The organism is Microcoleus sp. LEGE 07076 (assembly GCF_015207455.1).
In the GTDB taxonomy this organism is placed as follows: Bacteria; Cyanobacteriota; Cyanobacteriia; order Cyanobacteriales; family Microcoleaceae; genus Microcoleus.
In genome coordinates this window covers 17,214-42,642 of the sequence record NZ_JADEWV010000034.1, presented here as the reverse complement: position 1 = coordinate 42,642, position 25,429 = coordinate 17,214, and the positions used below count along the sequence as shown (strand labels likewise).

The 25,429-nt window shown below is 44.6% G+C and carries 24 protein-coding genes; 9 read left to right on the top strand and 15 right to left on the bottom strand.

What is annotated here, in order from left to right; all coding sequences use genetic code 11:
• On the top strand, positions 1–543 hold a 543-nt coding region (locus IQ270_RS08400; RefSeq protein ID WP_193972773.1), incomplete at its 5' end, for a metal ABC transporter permease.
• An 87-nt stretch (positions 544–630) separates the two neighbouring features.
• Here the strand turns inward: IQ270_RS08400 and IQ270_RS08395 are convergent.
• The 13 genes from IQ270_RS08395 to IQ270_RS08335 form a co-directional block, all read right to left on the bottom strand.
• Positions 631–1,509: a hypothetical protein gene (locus IQ270_RS08395; RefSeq protein ID WP_193972772.1), complete on the bottom strand. Its 879-nt coding sequence runs from the start codon at positions 1,507–1,509 to the stop codon at positions 631–633.
• A gap of 3 nt (positions 1,510–1,512) precedes the next feature.
• Positions 1,513–2,826 (bottom strand): DNA methyltransferase, encoded by a 1,314-nt coding sequence (locus IQ270_RS08390; protein ID WP_193972771.1) that lies wholly within the window; start codon positions 2,824–2,826, stop codon positions 1,513–1,515.
• 72 nt (positions 2,827–2,898) lie between these two features.
• On the bottom strand, positions 2,899–3,477 hold the full coding sequence (locus tag IQ270_RS08385) for a Uma2 family endonuclease (RefSeq protein WP_193972770.1): 579 nt from the start codon (positions 3,475–3,477) through the stop codon (positions 2,899–2,901).
• A gap of 169 nt (positions 3,478–3,646) precedes the next feature.
• Positions 3,647–4,375, bottom strand: a complete 729-nt coding sequence (locus IQ270_RS08380; RefSeq protein ID WP_193972769.1) for a M48 family metallopeptidase — start codon at positions 4,373–4,375, stop codon at positions 3,647–3,649.
• A 416-nt stretch (positions 4,376–4,791) separates the two neighbouring features.
• Positions 4,792–6,894, bottom strand: coding sequence for an SPFH domain-containing protein (locus tag IQ270_RS08375; RefSeq protein WP_193972768.1), 2,103 nt, complete (start codon positions 6,892–6,894; stop codon positions 4,792–4,794).
• Positions 6,895–7,602: 708 nt separating this feature from the next.
• On the bottom strand, positions 7,603–8,865 hold the full coding sequence (locus tag IQ270_RS08370; protein ID WP_193972767.1) for a primosomal protein N' (replication factor Y) - superfamily II helicase: 1,263 nt from the start codon (positions 8,863–8,865) through the stop codon (positions 7,603–7,605).
• A gap of 88 nt (positions 8,866–8,953) precedes the next feature.
• Positions 8,954–10,045 carry an SPFH domain-containing protein gene (locus IQ270_RS08365; RefSeq protein ID WP_193972766.1) on the bottom strand — a complete coding sequence of 364 codons (1,092 nt, stop codon included), beginning with the start codon at positions 10,043–10,045 and terminating at the stop codon, positions 8,954–8,956.
• Positions 10,046–10,169: 124 nt separating this feature from the next.
• The gene (locus IQ270_RS08360; RefSeq protein ID WP_193972765.1) at positions 10,170–10,919 is read right to left on the bottom strand and encodes a Uma2 family endonuclease; all 750 of its coding nucleotides are present in this window, start codon (positions 10,917–10,919) and stop codon (positions 10,170–10,172) included.
• Between the two features lie 70 nt (positions 10,920–10,989).
• A complete protein-coding gene (locus IQ270_RS08355) occupies positions 10,990–11,781 on the bottom strand; it encodes a Uma2 family endonuclease (protein ID WP_193972764.1) in 792 nt (263 codons plus the stop codon).
• A gap of 75 nt (positions 11,782–11,856) precedes the next feature.
• Complete coding sequence (locus IQ270_RS08350) at positions 11,857–12,267, bottom strand: type II toxin-antitoxin system VapC family toxin (protein WP_193972763.1); 411 nt, start codon at positions 12,265–12,267, stop codon at positions 11,857–11,859.
• Positions 12,264–12,518 (bottom strand): hypothetical protein, encoded by a 255-nt coding sequence (locus IQ270_RS08345; protein WP_193972762.1) that lies wholly within the window; start codon positions 12,516–12,518, stop codon positions 12,264–12,266. The genes IQ270_RS08350 and IQ270_RS08345 overlap by 4 nt, the downstream gene beginning before the upstream one ends.
• A 63-nt stretch (positions 12,519–12,581) precedes the next feature.
• Positions 12,582–12,755 carry a type II toxin-antitoxin system RelE/ParE family toxin gene (locus IQ270_RS30805; RefSeq protein ID WP_228056173.1) on the bottom strand — a complete coding sequence of 58 codons (174 nt, stop codon included), beginning with the start codon at positions 12,753–12,755 and terminating at the stop codon, positions 12,582–12,584.
• Positions 12,756–12,927: 172 nt separating this feature from the next.
• The gene (locus IQ270_RS08335) at positions 12,928–13,131 is read right to left on the bottom strand and encodes a hypothetical protein (protein WP_228056172.1); all 204 of its coding nucleotides are present in this window, start codon (positions 13,129–13,131) and stop codon (positions 12,928–12,930) included.
• Positions 13,132–13,358: 227 nt separating this feature from the next.
• On the opposite strand from IQ270_RS08335, the gene dnaK reads away from it, so the two are divergent.
• Both dnaK and IQ270_RS08325 read left to right on the top strand, forming a co-directional pair.
• Entirely contained in the window at positions 13,359–15,491 is a 2,133-nt protein-coding gene (gene dnaK / locus IQ270_RS08330; RefSeq protein WP_193972775.1) for a molecular chaperone DnaK, read from the top strand.
• A 296-nt stretch (positions 15,492–15,787) separates the two neighbouring features.
• A complete protein-coding gene (locus IQ270_RS08325) occupies positions 15,788–16,039 on the top strand; it encodes a four helix bundle protein (RefSeq protein ID WP_339384390.1) in 252 nt (83 codons plus the stop codon).
• A gap of 31 nt (positions 16,040–16,070) precedes the next feature.
• Here IQ270_RS08325 and IQ270_RS08320 read toward each other — a convergent pair whose 3' ends face one another.
• On the bottom strand, positions 16,071–16,325 hold the full coding sequence (locus IQ270_RS08320) for a hypothetical protein (RefSeq protein WP_193972761.1): 255 nt from the start codon (positions 16,323–16,325) through the stop codon (positions 16,071–16,073).
• Between the two features lie 2 nt (positions 16,326–16,327).
• Between IQ270_RS08320 and IQ270_RS08315 the strand changes: the two genes are divergently transcribed.
• From IQ270_RS08315 to IQ270_RS08290, 6 genes are all read left to right on the top strand, one after another.
• Positions 16,328–17,416 carry a DnaJ C-terminal domain-containing protein gene (locus IQ270_RS08315; RefSeq protein ID WP_193972760.1) on the top strand — a complete coding sequence of 363 codons (1,089 nt, stop codon included), beginning with the start codon at positions 16,328–16,330 and terminating at the stop codon, positions 17,414–17,416.
• 179 nt (positions 17,417–17,595) lie between these two features.
• Positions 17,596–20,031: a dynamin-like GTPase family protein gene (locus IQ270_RS08310; protein WP_193972759.1), complete on the top strand. Its 2,436-nt coding sequence runs from the start codon at positions 17,596–17,598 to the stop codon at positions 20,029–20,031.
• 37 nt (positions 20,032–20,068) lie between these two features.
• Complete coding sequence (locus IQ270_RS08305; protein WP_193972758.1) at positions 20,069–20,272, top strand: hypothetical protein; 204 nt, start codon at positions 20,069–20,071, stop codon at positions 20,270–20,272.
• A complete protein-coding gene (locus tag IQ270_RS08300; protein ID WP_228056171.1) occupies positions 20,235–20,618 on the top strand; it encodes a type II toxin-antitoxin system PemK/MazF family toxin in 384 nt (127 codons plus the stop codon). Before IQ270_RS08305 ends, IQ270_RS08300 begins: the two co-directional genes overlap by 38 nt.
• A gap of 28 nt (positions 20,619–20,646) precedes the next feature.
• Positions 20,647–21,087 (top strand): KGK domain-containing protein, encoded by a 441-nt coding sequence (locus tag IQ270_RS08295; RefSeq protein WP_193972756.1) that lies wholly within the window; start codon positions 20,647–20,649, stop codon positions 21,085–21,087.
• Positions 21,084–21,329, top strand: coding sequence for an HNH endonuclease (locus tag IQ270_RS08290; RefSeq protein WP_193972755.1), 246 nt, complete (start codon positions 21,084–21,086; stop codon positions 21,327–21,329). Before IQ270_RS08295 ends, IQ270_RS08290 begins: the two co-directional genes overlap by 4 nt.
• A 119-nt stretch (positions 21,330–21,448) precedes the next feature.
• Here IQ270_RS08290 and IQ270_RS08285 read toward each other — a convergent pair whose 3' ends face one another.
• Positions 21,449–25,264: a sugar-binding domain-containing protein gene (locus tag IQ270_RS08285; RefSeq protein WP_193972754.1), complete on the bottom strand. Its 3,816-nt coding sequence runs from the start codon at positions 25,262–25,264 to the stop codon at positions 21,449–21,451.
• Positions 25,265–25,429: the final 165 nt, after the last annotated feature.

Genomic DNA, 25,429 nt, shown 5'->3' with positions numbered 1-25,429 from the left:
GCCTTTGGTTTAGTGTTAATTTCTAAAGTCAGAAGCTCGATCGATTTAACCCATATTTTGTTTGGCAATGTCTTGGGTATTTCAGATGCTGATATTACTCAGACTGTAATTATTAGTGTCGTCACCTTAGTAACTTTGGCAATTTTACGCAAAGATTTAGTGTTGTTTTGTTTTGATTCTACTCACGCGCGATCGATCGGTTTAAATATCACTTTTCTGTATTACGTGTTGCTGTCTTTGCTATCCCTGACTGCGGTGGCGGGACTTCAGACTGTGGGGATTATTTTGGTGGTAGCAATGTTGGTGACTCCGGGAGCGACGGCGTATTTATTGAGTGATAATTTTGACCATATGACGCTAATTGCGATCGCCACTGGTGTCTTTTCTAGCGTGATGGGAACATATATCAGCTACCACATCGATGGTTCCACAGGCGGATGTATTGTGGTGCTACAAACGCTGTTGTTTGTGTTGGCGATGATTTTTGCCCCAAAACACGGTTTGTTGGTTAGGGCGAAGAATGCAGGGGCGATCGGCGAATAGGGCAAGAGTCGATAAATGCGATCGTTGTTAGAACCACGACTCCTTAAAGAAGTCGGGTTCTCGGTATTAATCTCTAATCTGCTGAACTCAACTTTTCAGCTTTCTCAAGAAAGCTGCAAGCGAATTTTTGTCCTGAAAAGTTGCTCGAATTGTATCATTATTGTTGTAATCAACAATAACTTCAAACCTCTCAAACTCACCACTTGGACGATTGATATCAAGTGTATTTAGCTCTATTAGTGCATCATCAATCCTCTTAAACTCGTATTTTGTACCAAAAAGCGGGATGAGAATTATTTTAGCAATATAACGCTCAAGGCTGTTTCTCAGCGTATCCATAAAGCTATCGATTTCTTGTTTTGAAACTAGGATCAAAGCTTCTCCTAGCTTCTTTATATCTGAACTACTCAGATCAGCTAACTTTTTTGAGGCAATGGTATAGGTTATATCTGGAGTTGTTTCATCAAAGGCAATATCCAAATTGATTTTTTTAAATGCTGCTACCACATTTTGATAAGAAATATAAATAATGGCAAATCCATTATTTCTAAGTTGATCCAAAGCTGGTTTTGTGAATTCTCCAGCTAATACCGCACCATAAAATGGCGCTGACAAATTATGAAGCTCAATGATAGGTAGTATAGCAGCTTGGATTTCTTGAGCTTTGTTTTTTGAGTGTTTTGTATATCTACGCCATGCACATTCAATAAATGCCACAGGTGTACCAAGCTGGAGATCATTACCATCGACCTCAATTACAAAATCTAGATCGTGTTTATTGTCATATTTGTCTTTCCAAGTAACTTTTTTACCACTTCTAGCTTGACGAGTTCGCTGCCAATCGAGGTAGTAATTTTTGCTTTGTACAAACTGTAATAGCCGGGGCTTGAGAATATCGTTAAGTACGATATCTTCAATAAGTTTGCCTAGTTCTTGCCCAAATTTGTGTGATGAGGGTTCTGCCATAAATTAACCTTCTATCCAAAGTCGTCCTTCATGTAGTGGGACACTATGTTTTCTATTTTTCCACTTGATATTACGCTCTCTAATATGCTCAAAATTCCATGAATTAAACCCTGCTGAAATAGCCAGTTTACCGAGCCACTGCTCAACAGGAACATACACTCCATAGGGAGCTGAATCTCCGATTACAAAGCAAATTTTGGCATCAGATGCTGCAACTCGACGAAGTGCCTTAAATACAAATCCCATATCTGTAAAATAAGCAGCAATCATTGTGTGATATGCCTTATTGCCACTCTTGGTTCCGCGAATCCTTTCCATTTCTTGACAAATAGGAAGTAACTCGTCTCGAATCGCATCAATAATCGATTCAGCCATCAGAGTATCCAAACTAACTCGCTCTTTGGAAACGTGCTGTGAATTTGAACGGATGAGAAATTTACGAACTGTCTCATGTAAATCACTCCAAGAATTAACTTCGCCCCAGAAGGTCATTTCAAGACGTGTAGCATCTGCATAATCATAGTTGTTGGCATAAGGAGGAGAAGTAATCACTAAATCTATTGAATGATCGGGAATGCTGTTTAAGTTTCTAGCATCTTCTTTAATCAAAGTGGCTTGACTCGATCTAGTGATAAATTGCATTTGATACATATCTTCTTGCATCATAGCAACCTGCTTTTCTAGCGCCTCGAATGGTTCACAAGTCTTAGCTTTGCGTTTGTTAGGGAGAATATATTGCCACTGTGCAGTACCGACATGACTGGATGGACGTAGAATGGCACAAATAGCCAGAAAAATCAGAGACTGCAATTCTTCAGATAGAGAAGGGGCTATTTCAAAATAAGCTTGTCTGATTTTGAAAAGGTCTACTAAAGCCTCATCTGTGTAGCATTTGCTTAGCAATTCTGGAATTTTTTCTGGCAGCTTTTGTTGAAGACTTGCAGCAAAATGCTTGATTTCATTAACTGTTGCCAAAAATTCAGGAATATTTACCATCCAGGCGAGTTTTCCTTTGGCAAGCTTATAAACGAAAGGATGCGCTTCAATACCGTAAGAATTTACCCCAAGCTTATCAGCAGCGACGCAAACAGTGCCAGATCCTGCAAATGGATCGAGGATAGTTTGAGGTTCTAACTCTGTAATAACTTTTTCTACCCAAGCTGCTGAGAATCCCGCAGAATAGCGAAACCACCGATGGATAGGCAATTTCATATTATCGGTAAAAGTTCCTGTCCTCTCTTTGATAATCCTCGATTGAGTATTTTCGTGGGATTCAGGTATTGAGTCGAAAAGCCGAAGTTGAACAGGTTTAGTCATTGAGCCTCATGAGTTGAATACTCTCATAAATAACTACTACATTTTACCCTAATCCCGATCGCACTTTTCGTCTTATTCACTAAATTCAATATTCTCATACAAATCTGCCAGCAAAATCTCTACAGAAACAGACGTTAACATCAGCCGATCGCCCATAACACCATATTCCGAAAAAATCCACTTATTCGCATCAGTTTTGGAATATTGTTCCACATGCAGCCGATATTGGTCGATCAATAAATATTCTTGGAAACTGGGAATACTGCGATAAGCGGCAAACTTTTCATCTCGATCGTAAGCTCTAGTACCCTTAGATAGTACCTCAGCAATGAACACAGGATTGGTAATTGTATCAGTGCGTCCAGATTGGAGTTCGACTGGTTTCGCTACCACCATCACATCTGGATAAGTATAATTATTAAGTTGGCTAACCCAAAGCCGCTGATCCGATGCAAAAATACTGTAAGGTTTACCCTTGAGACTCACCCTCAAAATAGCGTTTAAGATGCTCGTGATTTCATTGTGATTCCGTGCGCCGCCGGCCATCAGAACAATCTGCCCATTGATAAATTCATGCCGCTCCAGAGAATTAACTTCCAATTCTAGATATTCCTGGGCCGTGTAGGTTTTGGTTTCAACTTGCGCGATCATACACAACGCTCTCTCTTAATCTACTCATTTTATTGTATCTGAAAATCTTGCTATTTCAACCTATAGCAATCCTAAATTATTCACAAAATTTGTAGGTATTGCTAAGAGTGCCTACCCTCGATCGGGGCAACCACGGGGGGATTTTCCCTACAACTGAAACGCAAAATATTCAAGTTTTAAGCAGCCTCCACCAGATAGTTCCCCAAATCTGGGCTACATACATTGCATCGTCGTGATAGCCTTGACTTTTTAACACGTTCTCCGCCTGTTTAAGGTAGGCAATTGCTTGTTCTTTGTTTTTGATTTCGTCTTTTTTTAACAAAGCAAATGCCAATTTCACGCGGGCATCAGCATCATTTGAATCAGTTGCGATCGCAGATTCCCAGTGGACAATTTCCTCCTCTACCGTCTCCCACTGCATTTCTTCGCTGAGAGTTGGCTGCCTGGGAAAGCCTTCAAGACCGTAATTTTTAATATTCAGAAACGTTGCAATGACTTCGGCTGTTTTCTGCTTGTCTGCAAAATCAGTGCTGAAGTATGAAGTTAGAGCAACGCACCGCTTTCCTGAAAATAGCACGAGACAGACGCGATACTTAATACTTTCGCTATCCTCTAACTTTTGTATTTCCACACCTGAAATATCTTGCAGCAGGTGTTTGATAATTTTTGTTTTGCAAATAAACGGTTGTTGGTGCTTGAAAATCAGATAACCGAGGTCTTTATCAAATGTAACGGTTTCAATCTGTGCAAAAATCACCACAAGCAAACCAATTAAAGTAAATAAATTCAACAAACTGCCGGAAAACCAACCAAACATGAAAAAGCTTCCCCCAACAATTAGGTGCATCCTAAAAGCAGATTTTTCTTGCATTTCCAGCTTTTTTGATGTTGGTTTCATGACTTTATCTTTGCTCTAATTAAATGGGTATTGTTAAGATAATCCATTATTTAATTATGCAAGTCAATTCATAAATTCATTAGTTTAAATTCATAAAAGTCATATTTTGATGTTTGGGGCGGGCAAGATGCCCACCCCACAGGAGTTTAATCAAATTTTGCTGTTTGCTGAAAGATCAATTTTTAGAAGACAAGGAGAGATTTGTCATGTTAGTCAAAGATTGCAATGGTAATAGTCCGGCAGGGGTTTAAACCCCTGCCTCAAAGCTAAACTCCTCTTGCATAAGACTGAAGAACTCATTAGTCCTATGCAAGAGGAGTTTAGCTATAAGAGGGGAATTCATTCCCGGTTGGAATGGCGGGCAGACTGGCAGAATTGGCGGACTGACAGCTTACGTTGACACCAATGACCTGTGCTTAAATATCGTCAGACAATTCACCAAATGCCCAATTAATATCAGTCTCAGCAACAACCCCATACTGAGGAAATGGTGAATGATTAGGAGACTCCACCGACTCCACCGAATGCACATTTGCTACTGGTGATTCGGCCACAGGTTCCACAACAACAGACTTAGATTTCTTAACATTAATTACAGGTGATTGTGCTCCATTATCTCCATGTTTACTGGTTTCATTCCGCAGCAACATTGCCATCAAACCGTCCAACAAACCCCCACTACCGCCGTTACCATTGACTGTGACATCGGGAACAACGCGAACGCTACCATCTGAGACAGCTTGCATCAATTGCAGCAGCGTGTAACTCTGGGTACCGAGAGCGTTGACACCAACTTGATAAGCATCCGCTTTTGCTTGTCCCATTAACCGAATTCCTTCTGCTTCACCGCTTGCGTGTTCGATCGCAGCAGTTGCACTCAATTGAGCAATTTTCACCCCTTGTTCCGCCGCCACCACCTGATTTTGAATATTTGCGATCGCCGTTGCGCGCACCAATTCTTGACGCTGATACTCTGAAATCCGCTGTACTTCGTAGGTTTTTTCCTGTTCCTGAGCAATTTTGCGATCGGTCAATGTTTGCATTAACTCTGGTGGCGGTGAAATCAAACCGATCAGCGTGTCCACAGCCTGCACATCATATGCCCGCAAGGCTTGACGGACGTGTTCTGCGGCCTCTGCTTGGCGTTCGCTACGCGCGATCAAAAAGTCGAGAATCGTGTATTCTTGAGCCGAATTCCGAAAGTAATTGCCCACAATTGGACGCAACACTTGGTCGATCAGATTCTGCATCGAACCTTGGCGCGAAATCACTCTCGGCGCATCCAAAGTACCGACATGAATGATTTGAAACACTTCTAAATCAAAGGTAAATCCGTCAAAAGAAAGCAATTTGAGAGCGCTTAATTTCGAGTCGTAGCCGTGTTCGCCGCTGAACCGCGATGTGAAGTTTAAAACTACATCGGTAGTAGGAACAAGTTCGACTTTCATCACTTTTGTATTGATCGGATGTTTGCCGGGATAAAGCGGTTCCACCCACACGCCTTTATCGCCTTTGTTGACAAGATTTCCGTGAGTAAAAGCCACGCCACTTACATCTTGGTGCGATCGCCCCACATAGGAAATCACGACGCCGACATAGCCGATCGGCACTTCGGTCATTTTTACCTGTTCGACTTGCACAAACCAGGGATTGAGGTTCCAGGAACCAGATAAAATCACCTGTTCTTGCAAGCCCCTGCGCCCGCCACCTTTGATGAAAGATTGCGCTTTTTGGAAATTGTCGTGGCCGGGAATTATCGGCCCCGCAATTTCACCTTCATCAATCGGAATTCCGTCGAGCACGTTGGCAATTCCCACGCGATCTGGAACAAGTTTGTACAGTTGAAGTTCCGACGGCTGCATACCTTTTGCCGCAGCATTAGCTGAAGTAATGACTTCAAATACAGCCGTATTAATCCGATAAGTACCCGTAGTGAGTATGGCTAACTGCCGTCCTTTTTCGCCACCGTCGATGAGAAATTTGCGGGCATTTTGGAAGTTGTCGCAATCGACGACTTTGCCTAAAATGCGATCGGCAGGAATGGTGGCTCCGTCATTGGCAATAATCAAACCAATTTCATCTTGAGGAACCACAACAACTGGTTCTCTGCGAACACTATATTGCCAGGGAAAATAACCGAAATGCCAGCCGGGAGGAAGGGTATCTGCTTGCAAACCTCCTTCACCATCGAGTGCAATCAATCTACTGGATGGCAAGTTTTTGCGGGAGAATTTCTTGACAACAATTCCTACTTCTCGTTCGCCGATCGCAATTAATCCCAAAGTCCAACCAATTTTGGGAATAAAAATGAACACAAAGAACATTGCGCCTACGGGAAAGATCCAAATCGGGATGGTAAAACCTTCTTCTGGCGCTGGTTGGACTTCCTGGGGTTGCGGAGGTGGCGATTTGACTTGTGCTGAAGTTGGTGGGGCAAAAGTGCCTGATACTGCGATCGTTGTTGCGAAAGATACTGCTAAGGGTAAAAGTTTGCGAAACAAACTTACTAATTTAGTCATGTTTTTTAACCTGCTTTAAGCTACGATATACAGAAATGTTGTGATCTACGATAAGTATTCAACTAATTTTTTTTAACGTCAATTCATTAAATTCATTAATTAAGTTCATAAAAGTCATATTTGGAATATTATTTTGTAGGGAGTGCGATCGTTCATGCAACAAAACGTTGGTCAAAACTTAACTTCAAACAGACAGTTTCTGTTGTTTGAAGTTAAGTCTAGATCCCCCAATCCCCCAGGGCGGTTTCATTCTCCAAAAAATGAGGGCTTTGTAGGGGTAGCGCAAAGAGTGCGTACCCGCCCCACCAACCATTTTCGGTCATTTCAGACTTTGGGGCAGCCACTCTTTGCTGCCCCTACAAGAGAATGAGCTGTAAATATCTCGATCGCCTTTATTGTTACTGGTTAATAAATTCGATAATATTTGATCTTAAAAATCAACCGTTTACTTCTCCCTTCAACGGCTTCAGCAATTATAAGTCTTAAATTTGAGCCGCCTCGAACTGGTTAAATACCTTGTTAACTCAAGACAAGTGTCAGTTCAAATAAAAAATCAAGAATGAACTACATTCCAGGAGGCAGTAAAAATCAAATTAACCTGGTTTCTTGACAAAAACCTACGCCGCGCGCCACTAATCCCAAGTTTTGAACAGGCCGGATGCCTATTCCACAATAATTATTCGATAGGTTTAATAAACAATCAATTAATTAATTAGAATAGGGGACAGGTGCTGGCGGTAATTTTTTGTTCGGTACAGGTGCGGTAGAGGGAATAGAAACTGGCGGTAAAGTTTGGCGCGGTACAGGTAGGGAAGTTGGTTGGGGTTCGGGTTGAGGCAAACCGGGAAAACGGATGTATTTCCAATTACCAGTAAACAATAGGTAGATCGCACCCGCAAGCACGACACCGCTAACCACAGCAGCAGCAATCTTCAAAACACTGTAGGGACGTTCGCCTTGAACTTCGGCGGTGCGTGCATTAACCATTACCTGATATCGCTGGTTTTGATAGCGATAGGCACACAGCCACACAGGTAGCAAAATATGCTTAAAAGTGATAGCATTGTAATCTGTAGAAATGCTGTGAACCTGCTGCACGTCGCCGCCGATGTCTCTACAAACATCGAAGTGAATAGTACCCGCCATGACATTTTTAGCAGATTCAAATCCTTGAGAAAGAGAAAGTTGCGATCGCTGCGCTTCAAATCCAGCTAAATAAGATGAATTGTAAGCGCGCAGGGACTGGTTGAGATGCCAAGGTTCCAGTGCATCCAGACGCGGGCGATCGACTGAAGTTGTGGCGGGAATTAGAATATCATCGAAAGGACGATCGACTCTGCCAGCAACAGGCCACCACCTGGTATGTTGGACTTGGCGAGTTTTAGTTTCAGTTTCGCCGTTAGCATTAGTTTCTGTATAAGTCTCAGTCACGTAGTAATGCTCTCCGCGAGCTCCCTGATAGTAACTCAGCGTATAACAGTCGTAAGTCCAAAACGGCAAATAAACCCCTTGAATTTTCTCCTGCTGCGCCAGGGATTTCAAAGCAGAAGGAGCAAACCAGCGGTTGCTGAGCCACTTCTGAATGCTTTGTCTGGCCTGTTTATCAGTAATTTCAAAGGGTACAATTCCCTCTGGCTGCACGCCAGGGCTGGCTTTTACAGGTTGCGTCACAATTGGAGAAGCACAAAATGGGCATTTACCCGCTACTTTCGGCGGTTCAAAAGTAACACTTGCTCCGCAATCATTGCATTTTACTTCCAGGGCTGTTGTGGATAAAGTTGTCAGCGTTGTGCGATCGACTTGGAGATATTGTTCGTAGGAATTCTCCTTTACTTCTTCCGCAGTTTGGGGAATTGCATCTTCCCAGCCGCAGTAACCGCACTTGAGTTTTCCTGCTTGGGGGTTGAACTCTAAATAAGCGCCGCAGCTAGGACAGGGAAAACGTTTAACATTAGGTTCCGAAGTATTCATAATGGTTTATTGGTAATTGGTAATTGGTAATTGGTAATAGGGAAAGCATACCAATTACCAACTACCAATTAACTAAAAATGCAAAATTTTAGGCTGCTGCTGGCGGGGGAGGCGGCGGTACTGTCGCCAACAAAGAGGCTAATTCCGGTACTTGCGATGCTAATTTCCAGCCCTCAAAACCCGATCGCCAAACCATTACCTGATGTGTCAAACCATTTTGCAAAAGTTGCTCCAATCCAAAAGGGCCTAATTGTTGACCGTTTTGGGCAATATACCACTGAGTTTGTGTTGGTGGAGGAGGCGGCGGCGGCGGAGTTTGAGATGCTGGCGGCTGCATCATATTTGTCATTTGCTGACCCATTGCCATTCCCATGCCTAATTCTAATGCTTGATTGCCGCCGCTGGGGTTATTTGCTGATGCTTCTATGGCGTTAGCAGCTTGATATTGGGTATATTGCTGCATATTTCCTAGAAGTCCGATCGAGGCTCGTTTGTCGAGTGCTGCTTCCACTTCAGCGGGCATCGAGATATTTTCAATTAATATCTGAGTTAATTCTAACCCGAATTGCTGGATACTTGGCTGTATGGCAACTCGCACCTGTTCGCCCATGTGGGTGTAGTTGGCTGCAAAGTCCAGCAGGGGAACGCGGGAATTGCCAACCCAATTAGCAAAGGCGCTGACTATTGTATTGCGGAGTTGTTCGCTAATTTCATCTACTTGAAATAGTCCGTCTGTGCTGATTAGTTGTTTTAAAAGTTCTTCGGGATGGGAAACTTTAATGTTGTAGGTGCCAAAAGCCCGCATTCGCACTGGGCCGAGTTCTGGATCGCGGATAATTACGGGGTTAGCAGTTCCCCATTTCAGGTTGGTAAATATTTTGGTGTTGAAAAAGTAGACTTCTGCTTTGAAGGGAGAGTTGAAACCGTAGGGCCAACCTTTTAAGGTGCTCAGAAGAGGTAAGTTGCGGGTGTACAGTTCGTGCATTCCTGGATCGAAGACATCGGCAACTTGACCTTCGCTGACAAAGACTGCTATTTGTCCTGGTCGTACAGTTAGTTTAGCACCTTGTTTGATTTCGTTTTGGTGGCGCTCGAATCGATAGGCAATGGTATCGCTGGTATTGTCCAACCATTCAATGATATCGACAAATTCGCCGCGAATCTTGTCAAAGAGTCCCATAGATTTATTTTGAGTTGTTGTTTGATTTTAGCTTCAATAGGGGCGATCGATTTTCCCGATCGCCCTTGTAAAGTTTTTAGGGGCGATCGCGCCCATCAGAGCGCGATCGCACTTACAAGACAATTTACAATTCCGGTTCAATGCCGGCCGATCGCAACTGAGCGCGCAATTGCTCTAATTCTTGTTCGGCGCGATCGGCTCTTTCAGAACCCGTTAACAACAGATTCCCTTGACTGTCCCACCAGCGCAGCCAAGGTAACTCAGCATTTTGATACATTCCTTGCCAAATTCCCAATTCCACTCCTAACTGTGGAATCGGATAATGACCGCGATCGTTTGCAGCAACTAATTCAAACCTATCTTCGATCAGGTGATAGACTTCTACACTAGCCTTGCTTACTTCATAAATTCCGTAAAATGCTGGATGGATGACATTTTCATAAATCCAGAATTTACCAGCCTTAGTTTCCTGTTTTCCCGAGCGCAACAAAGGCGTTCTGTCCCGTTCTTCCGTCCCATTTCCCGATACAAACTCTAACAGAATTAACGGCGATACAAATTCTTTCCACATCACGTAAGAACGGCGCAATTGACCGTCTAGTGTTGGCGGGACATTGGGCACGTAGAACCAATCTGGCGCTTCTGCACCCTTTTCTAATGGCTCAGTTAATCGCCAATAAATGCCGCAGTCTTGACCGATGCAATAGTTACCATCGGCGTGAATTCTTTCTAAAATGGAAGTAATTGAATCGGTTAGTAGGATGCTTTGGGGATGTTCTTGAAAGTTTTTCACAAAAGTACCGTCAGATTCGGGTAGCTGAGTATGGTCTGGCCAGCCTGTGGGGTTGTTTTCTACATCGAGGGAGAATTTCATAGTTTTATTGTGATTGGAGGTGTTTTTGAGACAAGAACAGCAATGAGTTCGATCGCACTTACAAGACAATTTACAATTCCGGTTCAATGCCGGCCGATCGCAACTGAGCGCGCAATTGCTCTAATTCTTGTTCGGCGCGATCGGCTCTTTGGCGCTCTTGTTGAGCTATTTGCTGTTCTTGTTCGGCTCTTTCAGAACCCGTTAACAACAGATTCCCTTGACTGTCCCACCAGCGCAGCCAAGGTAACTCAGCATTTTGATACATTCCTTGCCAAATTCCCAATTCCACTCCTAACTGTGGAATCGGATAATGACCGCGATCGTTTGCAGCAACTAATTCAAACCTATCTTCGATCAGGTGATAGACTTCTACACTAGCCTTGCTTACTTCATAAATTCCGTAAAATGCTGGATGGATGACATTTTCATAAATCCAGAATTTACCAGCCTTAGTTTCCTGTTTTCCCGAGCGCAATAAAGGCGTTCTGTCCCGTTCTTCCGTCCCATTTCCCGATACAAACTCTAACAGAATTAACGGCGATACAAATTCTTTCCACATCACGTAAGAACGGCGCAATTGACCGTCTAGTGTTGGCGGCACATTGGGCACGTAGAACCAATCTGGCGCTTCTGCACCCTTTTCTAATGGCTCAGTTAATCGCCAATAAATGCCGCAGTCTTGACCGATGCAATAGTTACCATCGGCGTGAATTCTTTCTAAAATGGAAGTAATTGAATCGGTTAGTAAGATGCTTTGGGGATGTTCTTGAAAGTTTTTCACAAAAGTACCGTCAGATTCGGGTAGCTGAGTATGGTCTGGCCAGCCTGTGGGGTTGTTTTCTACATCGAGGGAGAATTTCATAGTTTTATTGTGATTGGAGGAATTGTTGGGAGCGAGCTTTTGATTTCGATTATATGCGAACTCAATACATCTAACTCATGCCTCTATCTGCCAATCTTCCAGACGCAAACTCTCAACACGGCTGAAATCGCGGGTATTGTGAGTTACAAGAATTAGGTTGTTGGCAAGAGCCATAGAGGTAATCAACAGGTCATTAGGGCCGATAGGTGTCCCAGAGGCAGCTAATTGAGCGCGAATTTGACCGTAAATTAGGGCAGACTGGTCATCAAAAGGCAAACTTACAAACTCATTGAAAAAACGTTCTAGTCGAGCTAGATTGCTATCTTGACGAGAACTTTTAAAAGCACCCCAGTAAAGTTCTGCTTTAACTACAGAGCATATTGCTACATCATTTGACCGCATCATTGCTAGTCGGCGAGATACCGATGAGTTTCGGTCTGGATTTAACAAACGGATGCAAGTATTGGTGTCTAAAAGATAAATCACAGCAATTCTTCCCGGATTTCATATTCCAACTGATCGGGACGAACAAGCGGTTCTCCCTCCCAACTTCCTATTACTGTCTCAAAAAAACCGGGCGACCAGCCTAAATCTTCCGGTGTTTTACGCTCAGTTACTGGTGTTATGGGCTGGAAAACTACAATAACTTCCAACTCTGTATCTTTGATACCACCGGGGATTTGCAAATGCAACATCCCGTCGGAACCGACGCGCGATCGCACTTTAATACTTTGCATAACTCTAGCCTCCTTAAGTTGGTAGCGAAAATTAATCTTGTTCGGGAGTAAGTTTTTCAATAATCACTCCAACTCAGCTAACAAATCAAGCACATCCTCATAATCATAAGGCGGACGCTTCCTGATAGCCAACACAGCGATTTGTTGAAATTCATCATCAACAGCGTAAATGATTCTCCACAAATCAACTCTAATTCGCTTGGGTTCCAAATTCGCGTTTGCATAAAATCGAAGCATAATGCTGTTGTCAGGACGTGCATCTTCACCCAGCGCCTCAATTATTTTCTAAATTCGCTGGCGAATGACTCCTGGTAAGTTTCGCCTCTCATCGTGAGCAGATGCCAATAGCCGAATTCGATACATTTAATAAGCTCAATCTTCATCCCATTCATCTTTAACGGTTCCCCAATCAAGCCAACCCGCCTTTTCTGGACTGCCACCGCATTTGTGCAATTGGGCCATCGCCGTGCAAGAAAATCTGTTCGTCTTCCCGATCTTCGATCCAGTCGATCAAAGCTTCCCAAGCCGATATGCTCAATTGTGCGGCTTTCTTTTTACCGTTAGCATCAACCACAAATTGAACGGATTTTAATATTTCTTTGATACTGGTCATTATAATTAATTCCTTAATTTGCTCTCTATTCTAATCAATTTGCTCCTCGGTTGCGGCGCCAAACCGTAGGGAAAAAAGGTCGATCGTACCCAGCCAACCTCAGCGGCCAACCGAGGAGTGAGGCAAACCCTCCGCAGCCCCGCTGCTCGACAAGGTACAATAAATGCGATCGTACTTGCGCTTATATTAAAAAAGCTAGACACAACGCCACAGGAGACAACCGACGTATGGGAAAAGTAGTTGGCATTGACCTCGGAACGACAAACTCAGTAGTAGCCGTCATGGAAGGCGGCAAACCGGTTGTGATTGCCAACGCAGAAGGGATGCGGACAACTCCTTCGGTGGTTGCTTTCACAAAAGAAGGAGAACGCCTTGTCGGACAGATGGCCAGACGCCAAACTGTTCTCAACCCGCAAAACACCTTTTACGCTGTCAAGCGGTACATCGGACGCAAGTATACCGAACTGACAGCAGAAGCAAAGCGCGTCCCTTACACAACTCGGCGCGACGACAGCGGAAACATCAAAATCAAATGTCCTCGCCTGAAAAAAGATTTTGCACCAGAGGAAATTGCGGCGATGGTGTTGCGGAAGTTGGCCGATGAAGCCAGCCGCTATCTCGGACAAGAAGTCACGGGGGCTGTAATCACTGTTCCTGCTTATTTCAACGACTCGCAGCGACAGGCGACGCGGGATGCGGGACGAATTGCCGGACTTGATGTCAAGCGGATTTTAAATGAGCCGACGGCGGCTTCTTTGGCTTACGGTTTGGAAAGGCGAGAAAGTCAAACAATCTTGGTTTTTGATTTGGGCGGCGGTACTTTTGATGTATCTATTTTAGATGTTGGAGACGGAGTATTTGAAGTCAAAGCAACTAGCGGCGATACTCAATTGGGAGGTAATGATTTTGACTCCAAAATTGTTGATTGGTTGGCAGAACAATTTTTGGAAAAAGAAGGCGTGGATTTGCGGAAAAACCGCCAAGCTTTGCAGCGGTTGATCGAAGCGGCAGAAAAAGCCAAAGTTGAGCTGTCTGGAGTCGGTGTTACTGAGATTAATTTGCCGTTTATTGATGCCAATGAAGATGGGCCTTTGCATTTGGAAACGCGGCTGACTCGCGGTCAATTTGAGGGGCTGTGCACGGATTTGGTGCAGCGGCTGCGCCGTCCGGTGAAACAAGCTTTGGCTGATGCAAATTTGAGTCCGGCTCGGATTGATGAAGTTGTGTTGGTCGGTGGTTCGACTCGGATTCCTTTGGTGCAGGAAGTTGTTCGCAGTTTGATTGATAAAGAGCCGAATCAAAATGTGAATCCCGATGAAGTTGTGGCGGTGGGTGCGGCAATTCAGGCGGGGATTTTGGCGGGGGATGTCCGCGATGTGCTGCTTTTGGATGTGACACCGCTTTCTCTGGGCTTGGAAACGATCGGCGGGGTGATGAAAAAATTGATTCCTCGGAATACGACTATTCCTGTCAGGCGATCGGATATTTTTTCGACTGCCGAAAACAACCAAACTGTGGTAGAGCTTCATGTGATCCAAGGGGAACGGGAATTAGGCAGAGATAATAAGTCTTTGGGACGGTTTAAATTAAGTGGAATTCCGCCGGCGCCGCGAGGGATTCCGCAGGTACAAGTAGCTTTTGATATTGATGCTAACGGGATGCTGTTGGTGACAGCTTTGGACAAAACTACCGGCAGGGAACAAAGCATTACTGTGCAAGGTGCTTCGACGCTTTCTCAGCAGGAAGTGAATCAAATGATTCGCGATGCTGAACAGTTTGCTCAAGCTGATAAGTTGCAGCGGGAAAAGGTAGAAAAACGCAATCGCGCTGAAGCTTTGGCTTATCAAGCTGAGCGGCAGTTGCGAGAGGTGGCGCTCGATCGCGGAATGCAGTTTGCTCAAAGAAGTCGCCAGCGAATTGAAACTTTAATTCGGGAATTGCGAGACAGTTTGGAACGCAACGACGAGCGGGGTGTCGATCGAGTTGGCTCGGATTTGCAAGATGCTCTTTACGATTTGAGCCGCGAAGTTGCAGCGTTTGCGATGGATGACGATGATGATGATTTCTTTGAGTCTGTGAAGCGCACTTTTACGGGCGACGGTACGAAGCGGCGCAGCGATGACAGCAGCTATTATCAAAATGCTAAACCGTACAGGCGATCGACTGTCGATCCAATTCCCGATCGCCCCTACGAGCGCGATCGCCCTTACGAGCGCGATCGCCCCTACGAGCGCGATCGCCCCTACGAGCGCGATCGCCCCTACGAGCGCATACCCGAGCGCAGAAGCAGCGCGAATCGCCCCAGTCGCCCTTATCAAAATCAAAGCGACGATTGGGATGATGACGACGATTGGTTGTAATTGAAGGAAGAAGGAAGAGGGAAGAAGGAAGAAGGAAGAAGGAAGAAGGAAGAAGGAAAATAGCGGATTTTCAGCCGAGAATATGTGACGGCTCTTTTCCTAATTCTTCTCAGATCCTTTTCTTTCTCCTCTCCTACACTATACTTCTTTGAATTAGATAAAGATTACTATGATAAGTAAGGAGGGAATTATGTTGTATGACCCATAGAGAACAATACATCTAGCAGCGGGGTATTTATCTTTGTCAACTTTGCTACGAATTAACTAAATCTTTTCATTAGTCTGAACTTTATGGTATCACCAGTCAAATTCGCCGTGCATCTGTATCAGTACCAGCTAACATTGCGGAGGGATATGGACCTGTTACTAGACAAGAGTATATTCGATATTTGCGAATAGCTCTCGGTTCGCTCAGAGAACTGGATACTCATCTAGTGATTTCTGAAAGAGTGGGGTTAGCAGCACCAGAAAAAATCTCACCAGTTATCAAAGAAGCAGATGAACTCACAGGATTAATTGTCAGTACAATCAACAAACTACAAGGATAAAACCTCATCCCTAATCGCTAATCCCTAATCCCTAATCCTTCTTCCTTCTTCCCTCTTCCCTCTTCCGTCTTCCGTCTTCCGTCTTCCCTCTTCCTTCTTCCGTCTTCCCTCTTCCCTCTTCCTTCTTCCGTCTTCCTTCTTCCCTCTTCCTTCTTCCTTCTTCCTTCTTCCGTCTTCCTTCTTCCGTCTTCCTTCTTCCGTCTTCCGTCTTCCTTCTTCCTTCTTCTTCCTTCTTCTTCCGTCTTCCTTCTTCTTCCTTCTTCCTTCTTCCTTCTTCCTTCTCCAACTATGCAAAACTTTCGCAATTACTATCAAATTCTGGGAGTTTCCAGAGATGCTACGGCTGATGAGATAAAAAAAGCCTACCGCCGACTGGCAAGGCAGTTGCACCCAGACGTGAATCCGGGTGACAAATTTGCTGAAGATAACTTTAAGGATATTAATGAAGCTTACGATATTCTTTCCGACCTCGACAAGCGAGCTCAATACGATCGGTTTAGTAAATTTTGGAAACAAAAGGGATTTCAAGGCAAACAAGGCGTAAAACTTCCCAATTTCAAAAGTTGGGGAAATAACAAAGGCAGCCGCAATAAACCAGCCGAAGAAATCGATTTTAGCGATTACTCCGATTTTAATAAATTTCTCGATCAAGTGCTCGGAAGGCGGCGGGAAGTGAGGATGGGGACAGCGAATGATGCACCGGGAGTAGCCGCTTCGGAACCGTGGAGTACGGCTTCTAAAAAAACGAGTTATGTTGCTAATTATCGGGAAGATGGAAGGGATTTGGACGATCGCCAAATTCGACGCGAAACAGTCGATCGCGAAATTCGACGCGAAACTAGAGAAATTGACGATCGCGAAATCAGAAGAGACATCGAGGCCCGGCTGACTCTGCCTTTGGAAAAAGCTTATTCCGGCGGTACCGAGCGCATTCGTTTGGATGACGGGCGATGGATCGAAGTAAATATGCCTGCGGCAATGGTATCGGGCCAGCGAATTCGCCTGCGGAATCAAGGTATTGGTGGCGGCGATTTGTACTTAAAAATCACGGTTTCTCCCCATCCATTTTTTAGCTTAGAAATGTCGGATATTTGCTGCCAATTGCTGCTGACACCCTGCGAAGCGGTGCTAGGTGGAGATGTGGAAGTGCCGACGCTCGATGGCCCGGTGAAGATGAAACTACCGCCGGGAGTCACCTCTGGAAAGCGGTTGCGGATGGCAAATAAAGGCTATCCGACTGGAAATGGCGATCGGGGCGATCAGCTAGTAGAAATTCAGGTGTTAATTCCCAAGGAAATTAGTGAAGAGGAACGGGAATTATACGAAAAATTGCGGCAGATTGAGACTTTTAAACCCCGTCAAGATTTGTCGGTTTAATGTCTGGTGCTATAATAGCGCACCTTTAATGATGTAAGGTACGCTATTATAGCACCTTACGACTAATTATGTTAAGCAATTATTGATAACATAAGTAAAATTACTGTTGCAATTCTTCAGGAACTAGCGGACAATTAACCCTAAGCTAATTTTTCTACAATCAGGAGCAGTCTGCCGCCATGACTCAAATGCCGCCCCAATGCAACAATCTGCAAGAGCAAGTTGACACTTTACTGCAACTGCTGCGTCAAGAACCGTCTTTGCGACAACAAGATATTATGGCGGTACAAGCGTCTTTGAAAAAGGCAATTTCTCCTGAATTTGAAATTGTGTTTGCGGGCGCTTTTAGTGCGGGAAAATCGATGCTGATTAATGCTTTGCTGGAGCGAGAATTGCTCTACAGTGCTGAAGGACACGCAACTGGTACTGAGTGTTACATCGCCTATGCTGAATCGGCCCAAAAAGAGCGCGTTGTTCTCACTTTTTTGAGCGAAGTTGAGATTAGGACTCAAGTTTATGCTCTGTGCGAGCAGTTGAATTTAACTACTGAAATCAATATTAATCACATAGATGTAGTAAAGATTTTATCTCAGGGATGTTTGATAATTATCGAAAAGGAAGGCGGAGAAAATAAATCGGAGCTAGCCAAACAAGCTAAGGCTTTGATACTGTTGCTAGAAGGTTTTGAAGCTAATCGCGAGCGCATCCAAACTGTCGATAACGCTACTTATTCGATGGAACAGTTTAATTTTTCCAATCTCAAGGAAGCTGCTAGTTATGCGCGGCGCGGTAGCAACAGTGCTGTGCTGAAGCGAGTTGAATATTATTGTTACCATCCGCTGCTGAAAGATGGTAATATTATTATCGATACGCCGGGAATTGATGCGCCTGTCAAACAGGATGCGGAATTGACCTACGATAAGATTGAAAGCCCGGATACTTCGGCGGTTGTCTGCGTCTTGAAGGCTGCGTCGTCTGGGGAAATGACGACGGAAGAGACGGAGTTGATGGAGAAAACGCGATCGAATCCCGGAATTCGCGATCGGCTGTTTTACATTTTCAACCGCATTGACGAAACTTGGTACAACACGCAACTGCGACAGCGCTTAGAAAATCTGATTAATTCCGACTTTCGCGACACTACCAGAGTCTATAAAACCAGCGGATTGCTGGGATTTTACGGGAGTTTAATTAGAGGGACAACCGGGCGCGATCGCTTTGGTTTGGATACAATATTTGCCGAAAGTCGCGATCGCCTTGATGCAGACACAAATTCGGGTAACAACAGCGAAAATAGTCAAGACACACCGCAATTTGTCAACGAATTTAACCGCTACTGCGCCAATTCTGGCAAACTGTCTGCTAGTCAATTTCGGATTTCAGTTAACAGCTACGAAACCCCAAATCAAAACTACGTGCGGATTCTTGCAGAACAAGGTCAACCGTTAATCCAGCAATTAATTCAAGATAGCGGCATCGAAGATTTTCGCACAGCCATCACCGATTATCTCACCAAAGAAAAGCGCCCGCAACTGTTCAAAAATCTCGCTGACGATTTAGAAGATTTGTGCATTCAACTGCGGAAACAATACCAAACAATCCAGCGGAGTTTGGACAGCCAGCCCCGCGAAATTGAAGCGATGAAAGCCCAAGAACTTTTGCGGTTAAATCAAGAATTGCAGCAAGTTGGACAAGATTTTCGGGAACATATCGCCAAAGAAATCAATGAAATGATTATGAACAAATGCGATATCTTTGACATTGATTTTCGACAACTGCAATCTCGGATGATCCGCCGCTTGGATGAATTGTTAGACGGATTTTCGGTAGAGGCGGCTTACGGACGCACTTTGATGACTCATCCCCGCAATGCTACAGCACCTTTAATTGCTGTTTTAGTGGAAGCGCTTTATTATTTAGCGAATCAGTTGGAAGATATTTTAGTAGAGGCTACTAAGTCACTGATTGATAATTATTTCCAGTATCTGAAAGACAGCGTTCGCAAGTCGGAATACTATCGATTGCTTTATCGGTTGTTGGGGAACGATGGGGGAATTGAACAGCAGTTAGAGGAGTTGTCGCAGCGGGTTTCTAATGCTTTGGTGAATGCGGCGGGCGTGGAGTGCGATCGCTACGTGCGAGAAAGTCCCCGTTTTTACGACGAAGGAACGTTTTCGATTTACCAATTCCGGGAAACATTACAGCAAACATCTCAAGGTTACGATTGCGAAAACATGGTGGACGCGCAACCGGCAATTCGGCAATTGTTGCGGCTAGATTTTGAGCCAAAAGTATCTAGAACTATTCGGCAAACTTTCCGCCAAACTGTCAACCAAACGCTGAAAGAGCATTTGTTACCGATGGCGGAACAGCAAGCTGATGATATTTTGCAGAAATACAGCCAAGCCCGCGATTATTTGGAACAAACTTTAGCACAGGAAGCTGAGGAGAAAATTGCCAAGAATCGGCGGCTGCAAGATGAGAATGAAGAGAAAATTCAAGAGTACGATCGGGCGGTTTCTGGGATTAATGATTGTTTGCGGGCGATGAAGTTGCACGAGCATTTGTTGCCTGTAATTGTAGAAAACAATAGCGTTGCGGTGGATTTTGAGTAATGTGCTATAATAGCCAGCAAAGAGCGACTTTAATTCTATGAACATTCGGCAAAAACTTCTAACAATAATCGAGCAACTTCCAGATGATAAGTTGGCAATACTTCTCAACCTCGCGCTGTTTTTGACAAGAGGGAAAGAATCTGTTCAACCGATGCTTGAATCTCAAGCTTATCAAGATTGGCTGAGTGCGGAAAATGACATTTATGACGAAATATTTGCCGATGAACTTACGGCGCGGTGATGTAGTGTTGGCTCAAGTGCCAATGCCTTCTAGTCAGCTAACACAGTTTAAACTGCGTCCGGCTGTGATAATTTCGGCAGATAATCTAAACCAAATTCTTGACGATGTGATGGTTGTACCTTGTACTTCTAAGACAACTCGCCCTTTGAGGGTGGCTCAATATTTGATAACAGGAGATGAAATTGCATTAGCTGGTATTAGAGTGGAGTCTGTAGTTAGATGCGAGTCCATTTTTACCCTAAATAAATCAATGATTACTCGCAAACTGGGTTCTCTTTCAACTGAGGCTATAAACCACGTTAATCGCTGTTTAATGGTAGCTTTGGAATTAGAAATAGTAGATTAAATAGGACTTACATGAGGGTGGCAAAAATATGAAAAATAAAGTTGATTTCCACAACTGTGACAATAATGATGCTGTATCTTTCGGTATGACAATGCTTAAAATGGAAAAACTCAAGAAAACAGTAAATAAACTTTTTTCTGGGTGGGATTTAGGAGAAACACTTGATGATTTATTAAGAAAAGAAAACCTAAATATAGAGGTTCCTTGCAATCATCCCCAAAAAAATTGGTCATACGAAGAATGGTTTAGTCAAGGTATAGATTGTGAAATTCTCAGAGTGGGTGCTCCGGGTTGGAAAAAAGGAAAGATTAAGCTCAAACTCAATGTCACTATAGAGTTTTGTCCAGATGAACCAAAAGTTGAAGAAACACCAGAAAACAATCAATTAGAAACTAGCCAACCAGAATCACCCCTCGACGATTTGCGCCGCCAACTCCTCAATCAAGAAAATCAACCGCACAATTCATGACTAAAACCCCTAGAATTCGTATTCCACCCGAAGTCAGAAAATACGTATTTACTCGCAACAAATACCAGTGCCAAAGCTGCGGCCAAACCAAACTAGAAGCAGAACTGACGATCGATCATATCATCCCCCTAGGGCGCGGCGGCAGCAACGACATCAGCAACCTGCAAACCCTCTGCCGCCCATGCAACCAAAGGAAAACCGACAAACTAGACCCGCGCTTTAAGCGACACTTTGACCTGTGATATTATGTCCCGCCGATTACCCACAAAAAAACTGGTTTGTAGTAAGGACTTTAGTCCTTAATTGCTAACAGTCAGAGAGAGGACTGAAGTCCTCACTACAAACAAGTGGTTAAAAAATCCTACCATCGATAATACCGATAAGGATCGTCCCCATTCTCAAAATCCGCCTTATAATCCCAGTGATAAAACTCCCGACTCGAACCGTTAAACACAGATCCATCCGCCTTAAAAGTTGCCCCTAAATTAGCCAAAATCTGAGCATTTGCCCGAGTTTGCCGCCAGCGAGTAAAACGCAAATAAGTCTTAGTATCAGCATTCAAACTGTCCGGGTCAATTTGAGAGAAAATCGCCACGCCCTTACCAACTTGTACGCGACTTAACAAACCGTCACCACCGATTTCTCCCCCAGACTTAATCAACCAAGTATCATAAAAAGAGCGCGATCGCAAATCTGAACTGCTAAGCCCCTTCACCTCATCCCAACTCGGAACCGCCAGCGAACCCCCGAAATCCTTCGCCTGCTGCAAACCCACGCCCAAACCAGCTACAGGCACTTGACGCGGCAAGAAAAACGCCTTTCCGCCAGCATTCAAATAACCCCGCAAATCGGCATCTTTCAGATTCGCTTGAGCCCCCACAATTGTCAAAGCAACATCATTAGAAAGCGCATTAGCCCGCTGATAAATTACCCCCAAACTGTCCAGCTTTTGGGCATCTCCATCTCCCCCAATTAAAACCACCTTATCCGGCTTTCCAAGCAGCGGAGAATTCATCCCGTAACTCATAATTTGTTGGACTAACTGCGCCGCCCCACCATCTGCAGAATAATGGTCTTCCAAATCCAACTCGTTTAAAATCAGCCTTCCTTTTCCGTAATCCAATTCCATCAGCGGCGAATAAGCTAAATCAAACTCAGATTCCAAAATAGGCCGCCAACCGCTGCGGTGCGGCTTCTCAACAGCAGCGCTGCTGACACCGCCGCGATTTCCCCAATGCCAGCCGTACCAAGGCATATTTGCCGGACTCATTCTCGGCGCAGTTTGAATCGTATCTGGATAAGCTTCCACCAGCGTGCTTTCGCCAGTCCAATCCCGCAAATCTTCACTGTCTAAACCGATAACTGCGGGATGGTTGCTATCAACTGGATAAGCGCGGCGGCTGATGTGGCCAGACACCCGGAAACCCATATTTTCCAGCCATTCCTTGCGCTGGGGAAATATAATTGCTTTGCCGCCTCGGAGGACAAAATCTTCTAAACTTCCCGGCAATTTTTCGCCGCTAGAAAACGCTTCCCTACCGATAATTAGTAGGGATGAAACTTGCGAACCGTTCCACGGCACAAGCTGATGGCCTAGCTGTTTTAACATTGCCGATGTTTTGCCCGCCGGATCGAAAATTGCTACTGCATCTTTGATTTTGGCTGAATTGGCAAACACCCGGAAAGTAAATGTATCGGAATGGGGGCGATCGCCCACTCGCGCAGTCAAGCGAATTTCGCCCTCAGTCTTGCCGTAAATGGTATTTGGCAATTTTACGTCTATAGGGAAGAACAGCGTCCCTGCTGGCTGAATAACTCCTTTATTCTCGCCTTTTTTAACTTCGCTCCCCCCCACCAAAACTCGCCAACTAAACGCAAATTCTTGCGGGGTTCTGGTATCGTTAATTAACACTACTTGCTTGGCTAGTTTTCCGCCCGCAAAAAAGTTATGGTCTTTCGCAGTAAATACCGGATTAGCACCAGCTATCCAAGCCAAAGTCGAGCTATTATTATTCATAATTGCCTCGCCTCCGGGATGAACAGTGTAAGCTTGTGGCTGCAAATAATTCAAATATTTATTAGTAACTTGCTTCAAATAAACTCCTCGCCGCCCCGATTGAAATCCGCCAAGATCCACCTTATTTCTACCAGCATCGGAAAGTTCCCAACCGTGTCCGTCACTCCAAGGAATCATTCCCCCAGACATTCCAAAAGTCCGCCAACTCCGCCAAGTATTTGTGCTGAACAACTGCTGCAACTTTTGAAAAGCTGGTGCAAAATCTAAATCTTTGTTATTGTGCCAGCTTTTATACTCCTGATTTTTGACAAATTGCTCGCGAATTTTAGCTTTATAAGCTGCATTTTCCAACTCGTAAGCCTGATTGCCCAAATAAATTGCCGCAAACTCAGTCATCAAAGGTTCGCTGACAATCACTTTATCGAAACCTTGGCGGTTTCGCATCATTGTTGCGAATAGCGGCGTCCCGAACTCGACTACCATGTAGGGCATTTCCCCGGTTTTTCTCCACTCAGAAATCCACTCTTCCCGTTCTTGCAAGGGAATCACGTTTAAATAAGAATTCAGCGCATAAACATCGCCGAAGTTTGCGCCTTGGTGTACCATCACGGGTCTGGTTGGGTCGGCTGATTTAATCGCAGCTATGGTGTCATTTCCTAAAGGAATATTGACCTGCAAACGATCGCTGTCCCAGTCGCTGAGAGTTCCTTCTAATTCTTTTTTGCCGATGCGGCGGGGATTTTGGTCGTCACTGTTGCCAAAAAAGTTAGGACTTGTCGCCCACATTAATACTGATGGATGATTGCGGTAACGGCGCATTTCTGTTGCCATTCGCGCTTTCCAGCGGTCTCTCCACTGGCGGTTTTTCCACTTGCCGTTCCAAGCGATAGATGTAACGTTTAAAGTAGGGGCCATAATTGGAAAACCTTTGAGGTCTGCCCTTTCTGATAGCAGTTCTCGAAAGTGCCACCTACCGCGTTCGTCGTGATCCCAAGGCCAGGTTTCTACTATGTTAAAACCTGATTTCATGTAGCTGTCAATTAATTTGTCAGCAACTTCTACTGTCCCGCTTTCCCAAGAACCGTCTGAGTGCAAGGTTGGGCGGAGGCGAAACTCTGTTCCGTTTAAGAAAAATTTGCGCCCTTCTATCCAAAATTCGCGGAAGCCGAAAGGTTGGTTGTATTGGGTGTCGATGCCGCTGCCTTTTACTTCTAATTGCAGGGTGTAAAGGTTGGGTTTTTCTAGATCCCAAAGGCGGGGATTTTTCCAGTCCCACTGCACTTTTACTGTTTGAATTGGTTGGGCTTTAACGCTGGCAGTGCCTGTGAATTTTTGTTCTATTTTGCCTTTTTCGTCGAGCATTTGGGCAATTAGTTGAACTTGACCGTTTTGGGCAACGTCTTTGAGTTCGACATCTAATTTAATTTGCTTTTTTCGGGTGGAAGTTTGGACGAATACGTCGCTGACTAGGGGGCCTGGGGGAACGCTGAGAAGCCGTACTTCGCCGATGATTCCCCGCGATTGCAGGTTGGATTTTGCTGTATAAATTTCTGTGGGGCTCATAATCACGGCTTTGTCTTTTTCTTCGGAGACTGCCGCGACTAAAATAGATAGAGTGTTTTCACCTGGTTTTGCTGCTTTGGTAATTTCAACAGTACCGTAAGGCCATTCGATTTGACCGCAGTTAATGCCGTTGACAAAGATGACTGCATCGGTACTGACTCTGGCTAAGTCGATAAAAATTCGGCGGTTTTTCCAGTTGTCGGGAATGTTGGTTGTTTGTTGATACCAAGCTTTTGATAGTTGATGGCTGTTGAAGTTTTCCCAATCTTTGCCGCTGCCGCGGGTGATGATTCCGGGTACGAATTCGTTTTTTTCTTCCCAGTCTCCGGGCACCCAGATGGAGCCCCAGCTTGGGGAGGCGGGGGGGGTTTGGAGGTTGCCAACTGCGGGGACAAATTGCCACTTTCCGTTGAGATAGATTTGGGATCGTTTGTTGTCGATCGCCCGGATGGCTGCGATGGTAAGATTGGGAAAGCCGATCGACGATATCGCACTGTTACTGACCGAGTTGGGATTTTGAAGCGCGTAACCCATGAATCCAAAGACTGTGGCGGCGGCCAAGAATAATCCGATAATTTTTGCCAGCTTGTGACTCACCTTAAGTTTCTCCCCCAAATGCGCCGATCGAATTTGTCCCTCGATCTATCATAAGCTGCTGCCAATTAAATTGCTTGGTTGCGGCGACTGGGGAGTGGGAGAGGGGGAGAGTGGGAGATGGGGAGAGGGAGAGTTGGAAAAAGATTCTATTTTGCTTCTGACTGA